Origin of the sequence: Xanthomonas sacchari, assembly GCF_040529065.1 — a bacterium.
GTDB lineage: Bacteria > Pseudomonadota > Gammaproteobacteria > Xanthomonadales > Xanthomonadaceae > Xanthomonas_A > Xanthomonas_A sacchari.
Map to the genome: position 1 here is coordinate 4,112,368 of NZ_CP132343.1, position 21,412 is coordinate 4,133,779.

Annotated in this window: 15 protein-coding genes; 9 read left to right on the plus strand and 6 right to left on the minus strand. The window is 69.8% G+C overall.

Features of this window, described 5'->3' with window-relative positions; translation table 11 throughout:
- Positions 1-30 precede the first annotated feature (30 nt).
- From RAB71_RS17385 to RAB71_RS17395, 3 genes are all read left to right on the plus strand, one after another.
- A complete protein-coding gene (locus tag RAB71_RS17385; protein WP_010341833.1) occupies positions 31-1,053 on the plus strand; it encodes a zinc-binding alcohol dehydrogenase family protein in 1,023 nt (340 codons plus the stop codon).
- Between the two features lie 515 nt (positions 1,054-1,568).
- The gene (locus tag RAB71_RS17390) at positions 1,569-3,617 is read left to right on the plus strand and encodes an NADPH-dependent 2,4-dienoyl-CoA reductase (RefSeq protein WP_041499947.1); all 2,049 of its coding nucleotides are present in this window, start codon (positions 1,569-1,571) and stop codon (positions 3,615-3,617) included.
- An 82-nt stretch (positions 3,618-3,699) separates the two neighbouring features.
- The gene (locus RAB71_RS17395; protein WP_010340480.1) at positions 3,700-5,028 is read left to right on the plus strand and encodes an MFS transporter; all 1,329 of its coding nucleotides are present in this window, start codon (positions 3,700-3,702) and stop codon (positions 5,026-5,028) included.
- A gap of 102 nt (positions 5,029-5,130) precedes the next feature.
- On the opposite strand, the gene RAB71_RS17400 is transcribed toward RAB71_RS17395, so the two are convergent.
- Positions 5,131-6,252: an ROK family protein gene (locus RAB71_RS17400; protein WP_010340479.1), complete on the minus strand. Its 1,122-nt coding sequence runs from the start codon at positions 6,250-6,252 to the stop codon at positions 5,131-5,133.
- Between the two features lie 112 nt (positions 6,253-6,364).
- Between RAB71_RS17400 and RAB71_RS17405 the strand changes: the two genes are divergently transcribed.
- The 6 genes from RAB71_RS17405 to RAB71_RS17430 all read left to right on the plus strand — a co-directional run bounded on the left by RAB71_RS17405 (position 6,365) and on the right by RAB71_RS17430 (position 14,221).
- Complete coding sequence (locus RAB71_RS17405) at positions 6,365-8,863, plus strand: TonB-dependent receptor (RefSeq protein WP_029561752.1); 2,499 nt, start codon at positions 6,365-6,367, stop codon at positions 8,861-8,863.
- 23 nt (positions 8,864-8,886) lie between these two features.
- Positions 8,887-9,783: a glycerophosphodiester phosphodiesterase family protein gene (locus RAB71_RS17410; protein WP_010340477.1), complete on the plus strand. Its 897-nt coding sequence runs from the start codon at positions 8,887-8,889 to the stop codon at positions 9,781-9,783.
- 209 nt (positions 9,784-9,992) lie between these two features.
- Positions 9,993-11,147: a glycerophosphodiester phosphodiesterase family protein gene (locus tag RAB71_RS17415; RefSeq protein ID WP_010340476.1), complete on the plus strand. Its 1,155-nt coding sequence runs from the start codon at positions 9,993-9,995 to the stop codon at positions 11,145-11,147.
- 90 nt (positions 11,148-11,237) lie between these two features.
- Entirely contained in the window at positions 11,238-12,728 is a 1,491-nt protein-coding gene (locus RAB71_RS17420) for a hypothetical protein (protein ID WP_010340475.1), read from the plus strand.
- 298 nt (positions 12,729-13,026) lie between these two features.
- The gene (locus tag RAB71_RS17425; RefSeq protein WP_010340474.1) at positions 13,027-13,488 is read left to right on the plus strand and encodes a cell wall hydrolase; all 462 of its coding nucleotides are present in this window, start codon (positions 13,027-13,029) and stop codon (positions 13,486-13,488) included.
- A gap of 124 nt (positions 13,489-13,612) precedes the next feature.
- Entirely contained in the window at positions 13,613-14,221 is a 609-nt protein-coding gene (locus tag RAB71_RS17430; protein WP_010340473.1) for a glutathione binding-like protein, read from the plus strand.
- Positions 14,222-14,263: 42 nt separating this feature from the next.
- Here the strand turns inward: RAB71_RS17430 and prpE are convergent, their stop codons facing one another.
- The 5 genes from prpE to RAB71_RS17455 all read right to left on the minus strand — a co-directional run bounded on the left by prpE (position 14,264) and on the right by RAB71_RS17455 (position 21,379).
- Positions 14,264-16,135, minus strand: coding sequence for a propionate--CoA ligase (prpE, locus tag RAB71_RS17435; RefSeq protein WP_010340472.1), 1,872 nt, complete (start codon positions 16,133-16,135; stop codon positions 14,264-14,266).
- 710 nt (positions 16,136-16,845) lie between these two features.
- Positions 16,846-17,166 carry a hypothetical protein gene (locus RAB71_RS17440; RefSeq protein ID WP_138985709.1) on the minus strand — a complete coding sequence of 107 codons (321 nt, stop codon included), beginning with the start codon at positions 17,164-17,166 and terminating at the stop codon, positions 16,846-16,848.
- Between the two features lie 22 nt (positions 17,167-17,188).
- Positions 17,189-19,702 carry a prolyl oligopeptidase family serine peptidase gene (locus RAB71_RS17445; RefSeq protein ID WP_010340470.1) on the minus strand — a complete coding sequence of 838 codons (2,514 nt, stop codon included), beginning with the start codon at positions 19,700-19,702 and terminating at the stop codon, positions 17,189-17,191.
- A 98-nt stretch (positions 19,703-19,800) separates the two neighbouring features.
- Positions 19,801-20,421 (minus strand): glutathione transferase GstA, encoded by a 621-nt coding sequence (gene gstA, locus RAB71_RS17450; protein WP_010340469.1) that lies wholly within the window; start codon positions 20,419-20,421, stop codon positions 19,801-19,803.
- Between the two features lie 79 nt (positions 20,422-20,500).
- Positions 20,501-21,379, minus strand: coding sequence for a LysR family transcriptional regulator (locus RAB71_RS17455; RefSeq protein ID WP_010340468.1), 879 nt, complete (start codon positions 21,377-21,379; stop codon positions 20,501-20,503).
- Between the last annotated feature and the right edge of the window lie 33 nt (positions 21,380-21,412).

Below are 21,412 nucleotides of genomic sequence, written 5' to 3' on the forward strand. Positions count from 1 at the left end.
CCCTCCTTTCCCTCACGTCCAGGAGCCTCCATGAAAGCGGTCGCCACCCTCCACCCCCTGCCGATCGACGATCCGCAGTCGCTGCACGACCTCGACCTGCCGGCGCCGCCCGCGCCCGGCGGCCACGACCTGCTGGTGCGGGTGGAGGCGGTGTCGGTCAATCCAGTGGACACCAAGGTCCGCGCCAAGGGCGCGAGCGACGGCCAGCCCAAGGTGCTGGGCTACGACGCCGCCGGCGTGGTCGAGGCGGTCGGGCCCGAGGTCGACGGCTTCGAGCCGGGCGACGAGGTCTACTACGCCGGCGACATCACCCGCGCCGGCAGCAACGCGCAGTACCAACTGGTGGATGCGCGCATCGTCGCGCGCAAGCCGGCCACGCTGGACTTCGCCCAGGCCGCGGCGCTGCCGCTGACCACGCTGACCGCCTGGGAGTTGTTGTTCCAGCGCATGCCGTTCGACTTCGACGACGCACGCAACCGCGGCCGCCGCCTGCTGGTGATCGGCGGCGCCGGCGGGGTCGGCTCGATCGCGATCCAGTTGGCGCGGCATGCCGGCTTCGAGGTGATCGCCACGGCCTCGCGGCCGCAAACCCGCGACTGGTGCCTGCAACTCGGCGCGCACCACGTGATCGACCATCGCCGGCCGCTGGCGCCGCAATTGCAGGCGTTGGGCATCGACCAGGTGCAGGCGGCGCTGAACCTGGCCGACACCGACCGCTACTGGCAACCGCTGGGCGAGCTGCTGGCGCCGCAGGGCCACGTCGGCCTGATCGTCGAACCGAGCGGTCCGCTGCACATCGGCGACCCGTACAAGGCCAAGTGCATCGGCATCCACTGGGAAATGATGTTCGCACGCGCCCGGTTCCGCACCGACGACATGATCGAACAGCACCGCATCCTGGCGCGCACCGCCAGCCTGGTGGACGCGGGCGAACTGCGCACCACCCTGACCGAGACACTGAGCCCGATCAACGCCACCACCCTGCGCGAGGCGCACCGGCGCCTGGAGTCGGGCAGCACCATCGGCAAACTGGCCCTGGTCGGCTGGGGCTGAGCGGGCGGCGCAGCGACCAGAACATTGGCGCGATCGCGCCGCCGACCGTAACCGCTCCCGCTGGTGCTGGTGCTGGTGCTGGTGCTGTTGCTGTGCTGTTGCTGTGCTTTCGCTTTGCTTTTGATCTACCGGGTCCCCTCGGCGCGGCAGCCACGGCGGGCGAATACCCGAAGGGCGACGCGCAGGATGCGCGTCGTTTTCCGCCGGCACATGGATGTGCCGTCGGAAAATGCCCGACGTGGCTGCGAACCTGGAGCGCGTTAGCGCGGAAGGCGCGCTGCGGGGTGTGCTTTCTTTTGGTTACTTTTCTTTGCACAAGCAAAGAAAAGTGACCCGCGCCAGCGGAAGCTTTTGCTCTTGATTCAAAGCTTCATGCTTCAAATCGAAGCGCCAGAACGAGTGCCCCCTCAACGTCACCGTAAGGCATGGCAGGGCACGTAAGGCCAACACCCCTCTTGCCGCCAGCCAGGTTTCACGGCACCCTGCGCCCTTCCGTACGCCTGCGTATCCACGCCATGTCGCCCGCCCCCGGCCAGCCCGACCCCACCCCCACCGCCTACCCGCACCTGTTCGCCCCGCTGGACCTGGGCTTCACCCAGCTGCGCAACCGCATCCTGATGGGCTCCATGCACACCGGCCTGGAAGACCGCGCCCGCGACTTCCCCAAACTGGCCGCGTACTTCGCCGAGCGCGCCGCCGGCGGCGTAGGCCTGATCGTCACCGGCGGCTTCGCGCCGAACGTGGTCGGCTGGCTGAAACCGTTCGGCGGCAAGCTGTCGTGGCCGTGGGAGGTGCGCCCGCACCGGCAGGTGACCGCCGCGGTGCACGCGCATGGCGCCAAGATCTGCCTGCAGCTGCTGCACGCCGGGCGCTACGCCTATCACCCCTTGTCGGTGGCGCCGTCGAAACTGAAGGCGCCGATCAACCCGTTCACCCCGCGTGCGCTGTCGGCGCGCGGCGTCGAACGCCAGATCGATGCCTACGCCCATGCCGCCAAGCTGGCGCGCGAGGCCGGCTACGACGGCGTCGAAGTGATGGGCTCGGAAGGCTATCTGATCAACGAGTTCATCGCCCCGCGCAGCAACCGCCGCAACGACGCCTGGGGCGGCGACGCCGCCAAGCGCATGCGCTTCGCGGTGGAGATCGTGCGCCGCATCCGCGCCGCCTGCGGGCCGGACTTCATCATCGTTTATCGGCTGTCGCTGGTGGACCTGGTCGAGGACGGCAGCGACTGGCAGGAGATCGTGCTGCAGGCGCAGGCGATCGAGGCCGCCGGCGCGACCCTCATCAACTCCGGCATCGGCTGGCACGAAGCGCGCGTGCCGACCATCGCCACCTCGGTGCCGCGCGCCGCCTTCGCCGCGGTCACCGCCAAGCTCAAGCCGCACGTGCGGCTGCCGCTGATCGCCACCAACCGGATCAACATGCCCGACGTGGCCGAGCGCATCCTGGCCGGCGGCGGCGCCGACATGGTGTCGCTGGCGCGGCCGCTGCTGGCCGACCCGGAATGGGCGAACAAGGCGCAGCGCGGCCAGGCGCAGGCGATCAACACCTGCATCGCCTGCAACCAGGCCTGCCTGGACCACGTATTCGAGAACAAGACCGCCAGTTGCCTGGTCAATCCGCGCGCGGCCGCCGAGACCGAACTGAACTACCTGCCGACCCGCGCGCCCAAGCGCATCGCCGTGGTCGGCGCAGGCCCGGCCGGCCTGGCCTGCGCGACCGTGGCCGCACAGCGCGGCCACCGCGTCACCCTGTTCGACAGCGCCAGCGAGATCGGCGGCCAGTTCAACGTGGCCAAGCGGATTCCCGGCAAGGAGGAATTCCACGAGACGCTGCGCTACTTCCGCCACCAGATCGACGTCACCGGCGTGGAGTTGCGCCTGCACACCACCGCCGATGCGGCGCTGCTGGCCGACTTCGACGAGGTGGTGCTGGCCACCGGCATCGTGCCGCGCGCGGTGGACTTCCCCGGCGCCGATCATCCCAGCGTGGTCAGCTATCTGGACGTGCTGCAGGGCCGGGTGCAGGCGGCGGACAAGGTCGCGATCATCGGCGCCGGCGGCATCGGCTTCGATGTCGGCGAGTTCCTGGTGCACGCCGGTGCGTCGACCGCGCTGGACCCGGCGCGCTGGATGGCAGAGTGGGGCGTGGACCCGCAGTTCGAAGGCCGCGGCGCGCTGTGCAAGCCGCGCCCGGAGCCGCCGGCGCGCAGCGTGTGGCTGCTGCAGCGCAGCCCGGGCCGGCCCGGCGCGCGGCTGGGCAAGACCACCGGCTGGATCCATCGCGCCACGCTCAAGGCCAAGGGCGTGACCATGCTCGGCGGCGTCGAATACCTGGGCGTGGACGACAGCGGCCTGCGCATCCGCGTGGACGGTGCCGAGCAATTATTGCCGGTCGGGACCGTGGTGATCTGCGCCGGCCAGGAACCGCGGCGCGACCTGCAGGCGGCGCTGCAGGCCGCCGGCCGCAGCGCGCATCTGATCGGCGGCGCCGACGTCGCCGCCGAACTGGACGCCAAGCGCGCCATCGCCCAGGGCAGCCGGCTGGCGGCGCAACTGTAGGGATGGTCCGCCGGTAGCCGGGAGGCCGCCGGCCAGGGCAGCGGACTTGGTGCTGTCGCATCGCGCGGATATAAGCCTGGGCATGCCGCGTCCCTCGCCCCTGCCCGTTCTGCCCCACCTGCCGCAGGCGGCCCTGGCGGCGTATGCCGGCGCGCATTTCGGCAAGAGCCTGCTGTGGTACGCCGGCGAGCTGCTGCTGATTTATTCGCTGACCGAACACGCCGGCCTGCGCGCGATCGCGGCCGGGCTGGTGCTGGCGTTGGGCCTGCTGCTCAGCGCCGCGATCGGCCTCGGCGCCGGCTGGGGCCTGCGCCGGCGCCTGCGCGACGTGCGCAGCGCCGGGCGCCTGCAATGGCATGGCCTGGCCGCAGCGGCGCTGGCGCTGCTGCTGGTGTTCGCCGCGCCACTGCTGCCGCCGCCGTGGCGGCTGGGCTACGTGCTGGCGGTGAGCCTGCTGTTCCGGCTGGCCTACGCCGCCTGTGACGTGGCCCAGAACACCTTGCTGAGCCTGGCGCAGTGGCCCTGGCGCGGCCACGACGGCGCCAGCGCGCTGCGCCTGGCCGGCAGCGGCGCCGCGGCCTTGCTGATCAGCAGCGTGGTCGGCGCCGTGCTGGCGCGCGGCGCCGATGGCGGCAGCCTGGCGCTGCAGGCCAGCGCGGTGCTGGCGGCCGTGGCGATGCTGTGCGCCTGGCAGTTGCAGCGCGTGCTGCGCCACGCCGCCGTCCACGCCGCACCCGCCGACACCCAGGCCGTGGCCGCAACCGACCAAGCGCCCTCCTGGCGCGCGATTCCCTGGCAGCCGCTGGCGCTGATCGCGGCGGTCTCGCTGACCCTGCCCGCGTTCACCAAGCTCGCCCCGTACGTGGCCGCCTACGGCCTGCTCTCGCCCGGTTGGGGCAGTGCGGTCCTGATCGCCTACGCGCTCGGCACGGTGCTGGTGCAACCGCTGGCCGCGCGCTGGGGCCGGCAGCGCACGCCGACGCAACGGCTAGCTTGGCTCGGCGGCGCCCTGCTGCTGTGCGCCCCGTTGTTCGCGCTGGCGTTGCCGGCGCAGCCACTGCTGAGCCTGGCCGCGGCCGCCTGCATCGGCGCCATCGGCGGCAGCGGCGGGCAACTGGTGTGGGCCTGGCATGCGCAGTGCACCGCGACCCGGGCGGTCGCCGAGCACGCACTGTGCTTCGCCGCGCTGACCGCGGCCGCGCAGGTCGCGCTGGCCGCCGGGGTGGTGCTGATCGGCGTGCTGCTGGATGCGCTGGACTACCGCGACGGGCACTGCCTGCTGCTGTGCTGGGCGATGGCGGCCGGCCCGCTGCTGTGCGGGGCGTTGTGCCTGCTGCTGGCATGGCTCACCGGGCGTGGCCGATCGCCTCCGCTCGGTGCCGGCCTGGCGGCGCACGCGAGCAGCGGCTGAGACCGAGGCGCACGGTCGATACCGCCGCGATGCACCGCGAGCGAGCGCCTGGCCAGCAGCATCCGCAGCGCGGCGCGCACACTGCGCCCGCCGCTGCACGCCTCAGGCAAAAAACGCCTGCTGCAGCGGCATCAACGCAGCGCCCAGGGTCACCGCGTCGCCGACGGTGCGCGCAATGCACAACTGCGGCAGCGGCGGCGCCAGGCCGTGGCGGTTGGGCGCGCGCGGGATGCGGATACGCTCGACCAGGCGCTGCGCGATCGCGGCCGGCAGACGCCCGCCGATCACGATCGCCTGCGGATCCAGCGCGTAGGCCAGGTAGGCGCACAGCTGCGAGAACGGTGCCTCGGCCATGTCCAGCCAGGCGTCCACGCCCGGCGTGTGCGCGTCGATCGCGCCGAGCATCTGCTCGACCCCGGCGTAGTCCTGGCCGGCGGCGCGCACCAGCGACAGCAGCGCGTCCAGGTTCGGATAGGCCATGCCGCCGACGGTCCAGATGCCGCCGAACTCGCCGGCATTGCCGCGGTAGCCGCGGAACAGCCGGCCATCGGCAATGATGCCGCCGCCGAAACCGTTGGTCAGGTGCAGGTAGACGAAGTCGCGGCAGTCGCGGCCGACCCCGTACAGGCTTTCGGCCACCGCCGCCGCCGCGCCGTCGTTCTCCAGCGTGACCGCGCCGCCCAGGGCCTCTTCCATGATCGGCACCAGGTCCACCTGGGTCCAGTCCTCCAGCGCTGGCGGCCCGGCCATCTGCCGGCCCTGCCCGGTGAAGAACGCCGAGATCGCCATGCCGGTGCCGACCACCCGCGCCGGGTCCACCCCGCTCTCGGCCAGCAACTCGGCACGGAACCGCTGCAACTGTGCCAGCACCGGCGCGCGGCGCATGTCGGCCAGGCCGATGCGGCGCTGGCCACGCACGTTGCCGGCGAAATCCACCAGCGCCAGCGCCACCACGTCGCCCATCAGGCCGATGCCGAAGGCATAGGCGTAGTCCGGCGCCAGCCGCACGTCGACGCTGGGATTGCCGCGGCCCTCGGCGGCACGGGCGCTGAGCTGGACCATGCGGTCCTGCACGAACCCCTGCAGCAGGCGCGCCACGGTGGGCTGCGACAGGTCCAGGTCGCGGCTCAGCGCCGCCTGGGTCTGCACCCCGGTCTTGAACACACGGTCGAGCAATTGGCGGCCGCCGGCGCTGACGCGCGGCGGGAAATCGGGATGCGGCATAGGCAGGCGCAAAGCGTGATGGATGCACGACCGCGACAACCTAGCACGTGGACATGGAAGTTTCATACATGGTAAATACTATTAACCCCACATTCTTTTACTGGGGGTCTTCATGCGTACCGTTCACCCGCACCCGAGCCTGTTGGCACTGGCGCTCGCATCCATCCTCGGCAGCGCCGCCGCCGTCCACGCCGAGGACGCGCCGGCGCCGCCGGCCGATGCCACCACCACGCTGGACCAGATCGTGGTCACCGGCACGCCGCAGGGCCAATCGCAGAAGGACGCCCCCTTCGCGATCAGCGTGGTGTCCAAGGAACGCCTGGAGCGCAGCACCCCGAGCAGCAGCGTGGACATGCTGCGGGCGGTCCCCGGCTTCTCCGCCGAACCCTCCGGCGGCCAGGGTGGCGGCCAGAACCTCTACGTGCGCGGCCTGCCGGCGGGCGGCTGGTACTACGTGCAATACCAGGAAGACGGCCTGACCCTGTTCGACGAGCCGCAGGAAAGCTTCTTCAACGTCGACACCCTGTTCGCGCTGGACATGATGACCGAGCGTCTGGAAGTGGTCCGCGGCGGCACCTCGCCGCTGTTCGCGACCAACGCGCCGGGCGGTACGGTCAACGCCATCACCCGCCACGGCACCGCCACGCCCGAAGGCGCGGTGCGCATGACCGTCGGTAGCGACGGCCTGCGCCGCGAGGACGCCTACAGTGCCGGCCCGCTCAGCGAGAACGTGCTGTACAGCATCGGCGGCTACCACCGCAGCGACGACGGCCTGCGCCGCACCGGCTACACCGCCGACCAGGGCGGCCAGCTGCGCGGCAACCTGACCTTCCTGATGGGCGACGCGGTACTCGACGTCGACGCCAAGTACCTCAACGACCGCACCGCCTTCTACAACCCGATCCCGCTGGCCGACCCGCGCAATCCGTCGCAATCGCTGTCGGCGCTGCTCGACCCGCTGGACGGCACGCTGCTGTCCAACGACCTGCGCCACACCACGGCGCTGACCTTCGACGGCACTACACCGCTGGCGCGCAACCTGGACCTGGCCGACGGCATCCACAACAAGGTCAAGCAACTCGGCACGCACCTGGAATGGGACCTGGGCGACGGCCTGACCCTCAACAACCGCATGCGCTTCGTCGATGCGGAGGTGGACTACACCGCGCTGTTCTCCGGCGCGGCACCCTACGACGCCGGCGCCTACCTCAACACGCAACTCGGCCGTGCACGCAGTGGCTTCGGCGCGCGGGTGGCGCGGGTCGGCTACGTCACCACCCGCAACGGTGCCGCCTACGATCCCGCCGCGGCCGACGGCCTGGTATTGGAGAGCGGCCTGTGGAATGCGCGCACCCATCTGCGCACGCTGTCCGACGACCTGCGCCTGAGCAAGGCGTTCGACGACACGGCGCTGGGCCAGCACACGCTCACCGCCGGCCTCGACGTGCAGCACTTCGAGTACCGCCAGGACCGGCTGCAGAACACCGTGCTGACCACGCTGCAGAACAACGCGCAGCGGCTGGACGTGCTGGCCTACGACGCCACCGGCAACGTGGTGGGCTCGGTCACCCAGAACGGCTTCGTGCGCTACGGCAACGGCGTCACCAGCGGTTTCGCCAACGGCACCTACCTGTCGCCGTACCTATGGAATTCGGTGCGCTTCGGCCGCCTCGGCCTGGATGCCGGCGTGCGCTACACCCGCTACAACGCCAACGGCGGCGTCGACGCCACCACCACGCGCAATCTCGGCGACCCGACCACCCTGGCCGACGACAACGTCGGCGGCCTCAGCGGCGCGTTCAGTCCGCGCACCGATCATCGCCACGCCACGCAGTGGACGCTCGGCGCCGAGTTCGCGCTCACCCCGCAGTTGCAGACCTTCGCCCGCTACACCCAGTCGCAGCGCCTACCGCGGCTGCAGAACGTCTACCAGACCCAGAACGCGGACGTCACCGACATCGACCAGGCCGAGGCCGGCCTGCGCGGCAGCTTCGGCGACACCTTCTCGTTCTCCACGGTCGGCTTCTGGAGCCGCTTCAACGATCTGTCGATCAGCGCCATCGTGCTCGACGGCAGCGGGGCGGTGCAGAGCCTGGCGCTGGTCGGCAAGACCCGCACCCTGGGCCTGGAATCGGAGTTCACCTGGCGGCCGCTGCCCATGTTCGGCATCACCGGTTCGGCCACGCTGCAGGATCCGCAGACGCGTGGCCTGAGCAACGCGACCAGCGGCCTCAGCTACGGCGACCTGGACGGCAAGCAGATCTCGCGCATTCCCAAGTTCATGGCCTCGCTCAGCCCGACCCTGTACGTCGACATCGATGGCCGACCGGTCGAACTGTCGGCCACCGCCTATCGCATGGGCCAGCGCTATGTGGACTACACCAACGCCACCGCCCTGCCCGCCTACACCGCCTACGACCTGGGCCTGTTCGCGCGGCTGACCGACCACCTGGAACTGCAGCTGCACGCGGCCAACGTCAGCAACGCGCTCGGCCTGACCGAAGGCAATGCGCGCGTGGACACGCTGTCCGGGCAAGGCACCGCCGACGCGATCTACGCCCGGCCGATCTTCGGCCGCAACTACAACGCGTCGCTGACCTGGAGGTGGTGAGCATGCGCTGCCGGAGACTGCTGATGAGCGCAGCGCTGTCGGCGCCGATGCTGGCCCTGGCGGCGACACCGAGCCTGCCCGAGCGCCTGCGCGACCCGCACGGACCGGCGCTGGTGGTGTCGCACCGCGCCTGCTGGACGTTCGCGTCCGAGAACACCCTGGACGGCATCGCCGCATGCATCGCGCACGGCGTAGACATGGTCGAGATCGACGTGCGCACCAGCCGCGACGGCGCGCTGGTGCTGATGCACGACGACACCGTGGACCGCACCACCGACGGGCACGGCGCGGTGGCCGACCTGACGGCGGCGCAGATCGCCGCCTTGCGCGTGCGCAGCCGGGGCGGCGGACGCGACAGCACGCTCACCGCGCGGCACCCGCCGACGCTGGCGCAGGCACTGGCCGAGGCGCGCGGCAAGGTGCTGGTGAACCTGGACATCAAGGCCGCGGCACTGGACCAGGTGATCGACGCGGTGGAGGCCGCCGGCGCGCAACGCGACGTGCTGCTCAACGTGCCGCTGGACGTTCCCGCAGCGGTGCTGCAGCGCGCGCGCAAGGCCGACATCGCGGTGCAGGCACTGTACCTGCAGCGCGAATCGACGCTGCCGCCCGAGCAGGCCCTGCGCCGCGCCGCCAGCTTGCAGCCGGCGGTGGTGCAGTTGATGTTCGACGACCCGGCGGTGCTGGACATCGCGCAGCGCGAACTGACGCCGCACACGCGCCTGTTCGTCAACACCATGACCAACGACATCGCCAGCGGCAGGCCGATGCGGCTGTCGGCCAACTACACCGACCAGCGCGCGCTGCGCGATCCGGCCGCGGTCTGGGGTGGGCTGCGCAAGCACGGCGTCAGCATGATCCAAACCGACGAACCGTTGGCATTGCAACGCTACCTGCACGGCACGGACACGCCGCGGTAGCCGGCTTCGGTCCAAATCCCGGCGACGCCACCCGGTGGCCCACGCGGGGTGTCGCCAGGAGCTCAGTTTCAGACGGGTGGCATGCAACCCAGGACGATGCCCGTCGCTTCGAGCATTGCGCTGCAGACGACCACGCCCATGCGTCCGTCGCTTGCAGTGCGCTGCGCCTGCTTCACTTCATTCCATCAACCCCGAACGGAAGAGAGCACATGAAACTGCCCAAGAAACCCGCCAAGGTTCTCGCCCTGGCGCTGGCCTGCGCGTCGCTGACGGCGCTGTCCGGCATGGCGTCGGCCGCCAGCAACTGGAACCCGGAACACATCCTCAACGTGATGAAGAATCCCTACCAGGGGAATCACGCCGACGTCGTGGTGATCTCGCATCGCGGGCTGGTCGGCAACGGCTGCGCCGAGAACTCCACCTGCTCGATCCTCGATACCTACAACGAGAACATCGAAGCGATCGAACTGGACGTCAAGCAGGCGTCCGACGGCATCCTCTGGCTGTTCCACGACCAGAACGCCGGCCGCGTCATCGATCACACCCCCGGTTTCAACATCTTCCAGCCCGCCGCCAATCCGTCGGGTTGGAATCCGGATATCAGCACCCTGAGCAGCCATGATCTGATCAACATGTACCTGCGCGACAAGAACTTCGCCAAGACCAACGACCATCCGGCCTCGCTGGGCATCGCACTGGACGCGGTGAGCCACTATGCCAACCACATGGTGGTGGTGCTGGACCTGAAGTCGCTGGATGCGGTGTCGCGCGCGGCCGACCAGGTCAATGCGTTCAAGATGCAGAACCAGGTGGTGCTGAAGTTCAGCGCCTCGCTGCTGCCGAAGACGCCCAGCGACATCACCCGCTTCACCAAGGGCGTGCCGTTCGCCCCGACCGTCTATGCGGGCGACATGGACAGGATCGCCGACAACTACGTCGGCCTGTGCGGCTTCACCGCGCCCAACACGCCGCAGTGCCGGGTCAGCGCCTGGATCACCGAAGTACGCAAGCAGAGCGGGTTCGCCTGGCTGGAAATCGGCAACAAGCAGCCGCGCCGCGGCGACCCGACTGCCGAGCTGCTGGCCGAGAACCAGGCCCAGAAGCAGGCGATCGGTGCGTTCTCGCCGGTGCCCGAGTACCGCCTCAGCAGCCATGACGGCCAGCACTACGTGCGCAGCAATGGCACCTGCTGTGCGTCGCTGGACGACTACCTGACGCGTACCAAGTACTTCGGCAACGAGACCGCCGACGACCGTCCGGACTTCCGCGCGCAGGTCACCGCTGGCTTCACCAGCATCATCACCGACGATCCGCTCGGCGTGATCCGCGCCAACGTGCCGCGCAACACCGCGCGCTACAACTGACCACTGGCTGGTCGCGCCGGGGAGCGCGCTCCCCGGCCCTGCACGGCGCCCATGCGCCGTGCAGCCCGTCGCCCGCCATCAGGAGCTCCCATGCGTTCCGCCCCACGTCCCCGCCATCTGCTTCTCGCGCTGCTGGTCGCCGGCGCCTGCGTGCCGCTGCTGCAACGCGCGGCCACCGCCCACGGCGCGCAAACCGCAGCGCCGGCCTCCCTCGCAACGCACCCGCATGCCGGTCCGACCGGTGCGCAGACGCCGCCATCCACTGGCGCCGCTTCGATGAACGGTAGCGCCGTGCCCGGGCCACCTGCGAGTGCGGTGCTGGCCGCGGCGCAGGCGCTGCCGGCCGACTTCCAGGCCGATGTGCTGCTGCGTCTGGCTGCATCCGCCGATCTGCCAGCCGACGGCGATCGCGCCGCTGCTGCGCAACGGCTGACGCAACAGGCCGTGGCATTGGCCGAGCGCGCACAACGGCGCATGCCTGGTCTGGCCCGCGTCGGCAGCATCGACGAAGAGCGCGACAACGAATTGCGGACGCTGCGCACCGCCGGCCTGGATCAACTGACGCTGCAGACGCGCGCCGCCCAGCGTGCCGCCCCGGCGCAGGCGCAGACGGTGTTCGCCGCACTGCCGACGCCGCACGCTGGCAGTTGCGATGCGGACTATCTCGACGATCCCAGCCCGACCTATGCGTTGGCCAGCGCACTGCAGCCGGCACAACCGGCAGCGCGCGCCAGCGCAATCGCCGCACGCGTGGACGCGGCGCAACACGAAACCGACACCGCCCCGGCGCTGAAGATGGCGCTCGCTGCGGCGCCGTTGGACAGCGCGGGGCAGGCACAGCTCGCCGACAGCCTGGTGCGCATGTTCGAGCGCATCCGCGGCGACGATGCCGGATTCACTGCCACCGAACTGAGCGTGGCCGGCGACATGCCACTGCTGCTGCAACAAGTGTCCGACCCTGCGCTGCGCGAGCGCCTGCATGGCGCCTACCGCGGTTATGTCGCCGCGCATCTGGCGCAGACCCGCTGTGCGTCCAGCATGCTCGGCGACCATTGGCTGCTGGAGCAGCGCTTCGTCGCCGACGTGCCGGCCGAACGCATCATGCCGGCGCCGCCGGTGCCCGCGATGACGGTCGATGCCGATGCGATCTCGCTGATCCGACAGGCCGGCTACAACATCCGCGCGCAATTGCTGGATCCCACCGCCAGTGCGGGCGATCCCGCCACGGAAAAGGCATCGATGGAATTTCTCGACCAGCTCGACCACGGCGTGCTGCAGCAGGCCGCAGCCAGCGACGACAGCGGCCGCGTGCAGCGCGCGCGCCTGCGCGAGCTGCTGCGCTATCTCGAGTATGCACCGGCCGGCGCGGCGCGCGACCGCGGCATGCGCCTGCTTGCCACGTTGCTGAGCGGCCCCTACTACGCACGCGATCACGACACCTGGTTCGGCGATCTGCACGTGCTCGCCGAACAGGCGCAGCGTTGGCCGGATCGCGACCAACGTCTGGCGCAACTAAGCGGACACGCCGATCCGGTGGTGAAGGTGTACGCGATGCTGATGCAGCGCAAACAATTTCCCTGAGTGTGATGTCACCATTGCGGCACTGCACCATGCCGTCGCGCAGCCAGACGCGACGGCATTGCCGCAGAGCGAGATGTGAACCCTGTCAAGGCACGGGGTTCAGTTGCGATTCGGGAAGCGGCGCCTATTGTGCGCCCCTCTTCCGATCCGCCCATCTTGGCGGGTCCCGCCGGACTTCAGATTGCCGGCACCCGGGCGGCCCGTGACAGGCCGCCTCCCCATGACGCCAAGCCGCATCGCTTGCCGCGCCATCCCGGCGCAGCGCCACGACCACGGCCCATACGGAGCAAGGAGTACGATGAAACTGGCCTGGATCCTCTGGCTGTCGCAATTGTTGCCGCAACCCGCTGCCGATTCGCTTTGCCTCAGCACCACCGTGTACCTGGAAGCGCGCGACCAGACGCTGCGCGGACAGCAAGCTGTCGCCGAAGTCGCGCTGCGTCGCCTGGACAGCGGCCTTTGGGGCGATTCCATGTGCGAGGTGGTCACCGCACGCAAGCAGTTCGCGCCGGGCCTGGTGAAGCCGGGCACCGAACTGAAGAACGACGACGCCTGGGCCGATGCGGTCAAGGTCTCCTTCGACGCCGAGCGCAACTGGGCATTGCCGCAGGGCCAGCGCAAAGAGATCGTGCCCGGCGCCAGCCACTTCGCCGCGCACGCGATCGCCAGCCCGAGCTGGCGCAATGCCTACCAGGTCGCGACCATCGGCGACCACACCTTCTATCGCGTGCAGAAGCTGCGTCCGCGCAACGCGTCGTAAGCGTTCGCCGCGCAGGCACGTCCTGACGCAGGCTCCCGCGCGCCACGCATGGCGCGCCATGATCGCCAAGCGCCCCGCGCAGCGGGTACGCTCTGGCGTTCTGACCGATGCGGAGCCGCCTGCCATGAAACTCTATTCCAAGCCCGGCGCCTGTTCGCTGGCCGATCACATCGCGCTGCGCTGGGCCGGATTGCCGTTCGAGCTGAAGCTGCTCGACGCCGCCGCGATGAAGGCGCCCGCATATCTGGCGATCAATCCGGCCGGCGCGGTGCCCGCGCTGCAGATGGACGACTGGGTGCTCACCCAGAACTCGGCGATCCTCAACTACATCGCCGATCTCGCGCCCGACGCACAGCTGGCCGGCGACGGCAGCCCGCGCAGTCGTGCCGAGGTGCAGCGCTGGCTGGCCTTCCTCAACGCCGATCTGCATCCAGCCTTCCATCCGCTGTTCGGCAGCACCCGCTATCTCGACGATGCCGCGGTGATCGCCCGCACCCAGGAGCATGCGCGCGAGCGCGTGCGCACGCTGTACGCGCGCGTGGAAGCCGCGCTGGAACAGCAGACCTGGCTGGGCGGCGCGCGCCGTTCCATCGCCGATGCGTACCTGTTCGTCACCCTGCGCTGGGCGCGCGCGCAGCAGATCGCGCTCGGCCCCAATCTGCAGCTGCATTTCGAACGCATGTGCGCCGATCCGCAGGTGCAGGCGGCGCTGCAGGCCGAAGGGCTGAGCTGATCGGCGCAGCGAACGCCGGCGCGTCTGCGCCGGCGTCGCACGTCAACCGCGCAAGGCGCGACGGATTTCCTCCAGCGCGCCGGGATCGTCGAGCGTGGACAGATCGCCCGGATCGCGCTGCTCGGCCAGCGCCTGCAGCGAACGCCGCAACAGCTTGCCCGAGCGCGTCTTCGGCAGTGCCTGCACCAGATACACCTGCGCCGGCCGCGCCACCGCGCCAAGACGCTCCACCACGCACTGGCGCAGTTCCTCGACCACCGCCGCGGCATCCGGCGCAGCCTGCTTCAGCGTCGCGAACACCACCGGCACCTGCCCCTTCAACTCGTCGTGCATGCCGATCACCGCCACTTCGGCCACATCGGCGTGGCCAGCGATGGCTTCCTCGATCTCGCGCGTGCCCAGGCGATGCCCGGCGACGTTGATCACGTCGTCGGTGCGGCCGAGGATGAAGGTGTAGCCGTCCTCGTCGCGGATCGCCCAGTCCAGCGAGCTGTACAGCAGCGTGTCGAAGTGGCTGAAGTAGCTGCGCAGGAAGCGCGCGTCGTCGTTCCACACCGTAGTCATGCAGCCAGGCGGCAACGGCGGCTCGATCACCAGCACACCCTTGCGTCCTGCCGGCACCTCGACACCGTGCTCGTCGACGATGCGCGTGCGATAGCCGAGATTGGGAAAGCCCGGCGACCCCGGCTTGACCGGCCGCAGTTCGACGCCCGGCAACAGGGTCAGCACCGGCCAGCCGGTTTCGGTCTGCCAGTAGTTGTCGATCACCGGCTTGCCCAGCGCCTCGCCGATCCACAGCGCGGTGGGCTCGTCCAGCGGCTCGCCGGCCAGGAACAGATAGCGCAGCGCGCTCAGGTCGCGCTCGCGCAGGTAACGCGCCGGATGTTTCTTCAGCACGCGGATCGCCGTGGGCGAGGAAAACATGGTGCGCACCCGGTACTTCTCGCACAGCGCCCACCACACACCCGGATCCGGCTGCACCGGCAGGCCTTCGTACAACAGCGAGGTCGCACCGACGATCAGCGGACCGTACACGTTGTACGAATGCCCCACCGCCCAGCCCACGTCGGAGGTGGAGAACATGGTCTGCCCGGGGCCGCAGTCGAACACCGTGCGCATCGACAGCGCCAGCGCCACCGCATGGCCGCCGACATCGCGCTGCACGCCCTTCGGCTTGCCGGTGGTACCGGAGGTGTACAGCAGGTAGCTGGGTTCGTTGGATTCCAGCCACACCACCGGCACCTGCGCATCGCCGACGTCGGCACGCAACTCGGCATAGTCGACGTCGCGCCCGGGCACGCGCGGCTGCGCCGGATCCAGCCCGCGCGCGACGATCAGCACCTTGGGCGGCGGCGCGCTGGCTTCGGCGCACGCCGCATCGACCAGCGGCTTGTAGGGAATGCGCTTGCCGCCGCGGCTGCCGGCGTCGGCGGCGATCAGCAGCTTGGGCCGCGCATCGTCGATGCGCAGCGCCAGGTTGTGCGCGGCGAAGCCGCCGAACACCACAGAGTGCACCGCGCCGATGCGCGCGCAGGCCAGCATCGCGTACACCGCCTCGGCCATGTTCGGCATGTAGATGACTACGCGGTCGCCACGCTGCACGTCCAGCCGCTGCAGCACTGCGGCGAAGGCGTTGACCTCGCGGTGCAGCTGCGCATAGGTGATTTCCTGGGTCTGCCCGGTTTCGCTGGACACCGCCACCAGCGCCAACTGCGCGGCGCGCGCCGGCAAGTGCCGGTCGACCGCATTGTGGCAAAGATTGGTCAGGCCGCCGGCGAACCAGCGCCGGAACGGCGGCGTGTCGTACTCCAGGATCGTCTGCGGCGGGCGCTTCCAGTGGATCGCCTTGGCCTGCTCGGCCCAGAACTCTTCGGGCCGCTCGATCGAACGTCGGTACAGCGTCGCGTAGTCCATGCCGCCCCTCCCAAGGCCGGTGCACCGGCTCCGAGCATAGTCCTTCGGCGGGGAGGGCGTCGTTCCGACCTTGGTCGAAGGGGCCGATCTATAGCTTTCCGTCGATGCGCGCCTGAGTGATTAGCCTCTGGTCTGCTCGAAGCTGCTGCCGATCCGCATCATCAGATGCAAGGCATGTTCGGTACTTGTCAGAAAGTTCAGCGACTTGGCGCTGCAGCTTGTGAACAGTGACTATTCTTGCCTCAAGGTCTCTTTGAGAAAACTTAGAACAGTCTAGATCCAGTCCAGAAGCGCCGGCGACCAATTGATTAGATTCAGCGAAGTCTATATCCCACTCGGATAGCCAATGGACCATAGCGCCTGATCGGTAACAACCTTGGGCAGCGGCTAGTCTTGTGTGGGATTTTTTTGCGCGTTCAAGAAGCGGAATTAAACCTTGGATGTCCGATCGCAGTGTGCTCTCCATGCGTCTAAGTTCCACACGGAGATCAAGAGCTTTGATTTCGCCGGTTCGGCGGAACGCCAGAATTGCGACCACTGCTCCTATAGCGCCAGTCACTCCGCCGACGATGCCTGCAATTGCTCCGGCGTAAGCAAGCCAACTTTGCTCTGACATAGCTTAGTCTCGCAAAACATGCGTGTAGTAGCACTGCGTGTAGCAACCTTGCGCCGCAATGCGGCGTCGGCTGGACGAATCGCCGGAGACGGACCTATTTCCCCGGCACCGTAAACGTCACCACCACATTCCCCGGCGCCTGCTCGAAGCGCGTGGCCACCGAATCCTTGCTGAGTTGCACGATCTGCGCCAGTGGCTTGTGCGGCACGCCCTGGAAATTGACCGTGACCTGGACCAGCGAGCCGTTCGCCCAGTTGAAGCCGACCGCGGGCTTGCTGCCGACGGATTTCTCCAGGTCGGCAGCTACCTCCTGCGAATGCGCATACGCATACGCATACGCATTCTTCACCGTGTCGACGGCACCGCATGCGGTGAGCGTCAGCAGCACTGGCGCACAAAGAAAACGCAATTTCATTGTGCGCTCCCAGATCGTCGCGTTACTGCTTCTGTGCCGCCGCGGTCGGCGACGTCGCACGCGGCGGCGCCTGCTTCACATAACGATCGAACCACTCCAGCATTTCCGCCACCACGTCCTCGTTGGACTCGCGCGCGGTGTACCAGTGCGGTTCGAACGGCAGCAGCACCAGCCTCGCGGTGCCGCCGAGGCCGCGGATGGCCTGGAACATGCGCGGGGCCTGGGTGGTCTCGGTGCCGGGGTTGGCGTCGTCCATGCCGTGCACCAGCAGCAGCGGCTCGTTGATCTTGTCGGCGTGGAAGAACGCCGAGGCCTGCGCGTACACCTCCGGCGCGGCCCAGAACGAGCGCCGCTCGTTCTGGAAGCCGAACGGGGTCAGGGTCTTGTTGTAGCTACCGCTGGTCGCCACGCCGGCGCGGAACAGGTCTGTGTGCGCCAGCAGGTTGGCCGCCATCAGCGCGCCGTGGCTGTGCCCGGTGACGCCGATGCGGTCGCGGTCGACCACGCCCAACTCCACCGCCTTGTCCACCGCCGCCTGGGCGTTGTCGACCAGTTGCTGCAGATAGGTGTCGTAGGCGGTCTTGGGATCGCCGACGATCGGGAACGCGGCATCGTCGATGATCGCGTAACCCGCGAGCAACAGCAGCTGGTAGGAATGCAGGCGGGTGAAGTCGCGGTCGTTGGCGCCGCTGACCTGGCCGGCCTTGGACGCATCGGCGTAGTCCAGCGGATAGGCGTAGAGGATCGCCGGCACCCGCGTGCCTTCCTTGTAGCCGGGCGGCGTGTACAGGGTGAAGGACAACTCCACGCCGTCCTTGCGCTTGTAGGTCACCAGGCGCTTCTTGATCTGCCGTACCACCGGGGTCGGGTCGGGGAAGCGGGTCACCGGCGCCAGGGTGGAGGCGACCACCGCCTCGCCGGCTGCCGCGGCCGGTTGCGGCAGGCCCAGCGTGCGCAGGTACACGTTCGGCGGGTCGCTCGGCGACTGCCGCCAGGTGAGCAGGCGGGCGGCGTCGTCGCCGGCGAACCCGGCGAAGGCCTCGTCCACGTCGGTGCCGCTGCGGAACAGGCGCTGGGTCTTGCCGCTCGCCAGGTCGTAGCGGTCCAGGAACGGCCGGTCGCCGGCCGGAGTCGCGCCCTTCCCGCTCAGGAACAGCGCACCGTTGTCCTCGCGCAGCACGTACTCGCCGTTGGCCAGGCGGCGCAGCTCGGGCGTGCCGGGATCGGCGTACAGATCGTCGGTGGACAGGTCGAACAGCACCCGCCCGGCACTGCCGGGGCGGTCGGCGTCGAGCAGCGTGGTGCGGCGCCAATGGCGGTTCTCGTCGTCCTCGTCCAGCAGCACCTGGCCCCCCTGCGCGAACCAGCTCAGGCCGGCGTAGCGCTGGGTCACCTTGGCCAGTTCGCGCGGCTTGCCGGTGAACGGCGCCGCCAGGGTCAGCAGCTTGTCGCGGGCAGGAACGCTGGTCTTCCAGTCGCCGCCGTCCAGCGCCTCGGCCCACACCAGTGTCGCCGGCTGATTGGCGCGCCAGCTGTAGGCGCGCGGCCCGGTCGGCACGCCATGCACCGGCACCCGGTCGGCCACCGGCAGGTTCGCCAGCACCCGCTCGCTGCCGTCGGCCAGGTCCAGCACCGCCACGTCGTGGGCGAAGCGGCCGTAGGTGGTGACGTAGGAGTACGGGCGCTGCAGGCGCTCCACGCGCACGTGGCGGCCGTCCGGCGCACCGTCGACCACCGAGTACACCGCCGGCTTGCCGACCGTGCGCAGCTTGCCGCTGGCGGCGTCCACGGTGACCAGTTGCGAGGTGGCGTAGTAGGTGAACTGCGCCTCGTCCTCGGGGCTGGACAGGGTGTCGCGGGCCTCGTAGGTGCTGCTCTCGCCCTTGCCGCGGATCGCTTCCTTGACCTCCGGCCCCGGCGGCACCGCCGCCTTCACCGGCGCCGGCCCCAGATCCTGCGGCACCGCGCGCACCAGCAGCGTGTCGCTGCCGCCCAGCCACTGGATCTCGCCGCCCAGCACCGGATTGAGCTGCACGCCGTCGATGCGGCGCACCGCGCCGGTGGCGACGTCGCCCAGCCACAGCTCGACACGGTCGGCGGCGGTGTTGTTGAAGGCGAAGCGGCGCCCGTCCGGCGACCACACCGGCTGCGCCGGGCAGGCGCCGGCCGGCAGGGTCACCGCGGTCTGCTTGCCACTGGCCACGTCGACCAGGCTGAAGCCGTCCAGGCAGGCGCGGATGCCATAACCGTTGGACATGTCGTGGCGGGCATGGGTGCGCGGTTCCACGCGCACCCCGGCCAGCTTCAGGTACGGCTCGGCGACGCGCGCGATCGGCGGGTAGGCCTGGCGTTCCACCAGCAACAGGGTGCGGCCGGTCGGATCCAGCCGCGGCGACGGATTGAGCGGCGCGCGCATCACCCCGAGCAGCGGCTCGGGCGGTTGCCGATACCCGCTGTCGGCGGTGGCGGCGTGGGCGACGACGGGCAACGCACTGGCGAGCGCCAGCGCGCCGATCCAGCGGAACGGCATGAGCATGGTCGAAATCCCCTTTCGAATGACCCCGGCAACCTAGCACGGCCGCCGCGCCGCAGCCGAGCGCCGAAGGTCATGCCCTGCCCGACCGCGCGCCGCGCTCAGGCCGGCGCCAACGCCTGCTCGGCGGCCAACGCCGCGACCACGCTGGGACGCTGCGCGATGCGTGCGACATAGGCGGCCAACGCCGGATGCGCGTCCAGCGACAGGCCGAACCGCGGCAGCCAGCCGAGCACGGTGAACAGATAGGCATCGGCCACGCCGAAGCGCTCGCCCAGCAAGTACGGCTGCGTGCGCAGCGCGGCCTCGGCATGGGCGTAGCGCTGCAGCAGCCGGGCGGCGACCGCGGTGCGCCGCTCCGGTTCCAGCGCGGCATCGAACAGCGGCACGCTGCCGGCATGCAGTTCGCTGTTGATGAAGGCCAGCCACTCGTACAGGCGGTAGAGCGGCAAAGTGTCTGCGTACGCCGGTGGCGCCAGCGCCGCCTGTGGGCAGCGATCGGCCAGATACAGCAGGATCGCGGGCCCTTCGGTCAGCACCTGGCCGTCGTCCAGCTGCAGCGCGGCCACGTAGCCCTTGGGGTTGATCGCGAGGTAATCCCCGCCCTCGTCGGTGCGCTTGCTGCGGTTGTCCACGCGCAGCAGCCGGAACGGCAGCTGCAGTTCGCGCAACACGATGTGCGGCGCCAGGGAACAGGCGCCAGGAGCGGCATAGAGGAGCATCGGAACGGTCTCGCAGGGGCGCCGGACAGTCGGCGCACGCAGTGTGCGCGGCATGGCGGCCTGCAGAGAAACAAGAATGTCAGTGCGGGTCAGTAGCGCTGCTGATGGCCTGCTCCAGGAACTCGCGCAACTGCAGTGCGGCCGACGCCGGTTGCGCAGCGGAGACCAACGCGAAGCGGCGCTGCAGCCGCGGCTGCAAGGGCAGCACCTGCACGCCGTCGCGCTCGGCCGGCAGTACCGACGCCGGCAGCAGGCTGGCGCCCGCGCCATCGCGCACCAGCGCCCAGGCGCTGGACCAGTCGCGCACCTGCAGGCGCAGGTCGGCGATCGCCAGCCCGGCGCGTTCGGCCAGGCGTTGCGCGTGCAGCCAACAGCCGCCGGTGGCCAGCACGAACGGCAGCGCCAGCAGTTCCGCCAGGGCGATGTCGCGCGCCTGCGGACGCGCCAGCGCCGGCGGCAGCACCGCCAGCCATTCATCGCGGCCGAACACGGTGGCGTCGCGCTCCGGCGCCGGATCCAGCACCACGCCCAGGTCGACCGTGCCGGCCGCCAGCCAAGCCTCGACCTCCTCGTCGCTGCCTTCCAGCCAGACCACGCTGGCGTCCGGATGCGCCCGCTCGAACGCACGCAGGCGCGGTGCCAGCCACGGCCGCGACGAGGCGAAGCCGGCCACCCGCAGCGAGGCCGCACCCGCTGCACGTTGCACCCTGGCCAGGGCCTGGATCTGCCCCAGTTCGGCCAGCATCGCCCGTGCATGTGCCAGCGCCCGCATGCCGAACGGGGTCGGCCGGACCCGCCCGCGCTCGCGCAGCAGCAGCGCCGCGCCGAGCACGTGTTCCATCTGCGCGATGGCCTGGCTGGCGCCGGACTGGGTGATGCCGCAGCGCGCGGCGGCAGCGCTGATGCTGCCGCACTCGACGACGGCGACGTACAGCCGCCAGTGGATCAGATTCATCATGTCAGGCTCCCACAACGCGAAACGCCGGGCGGG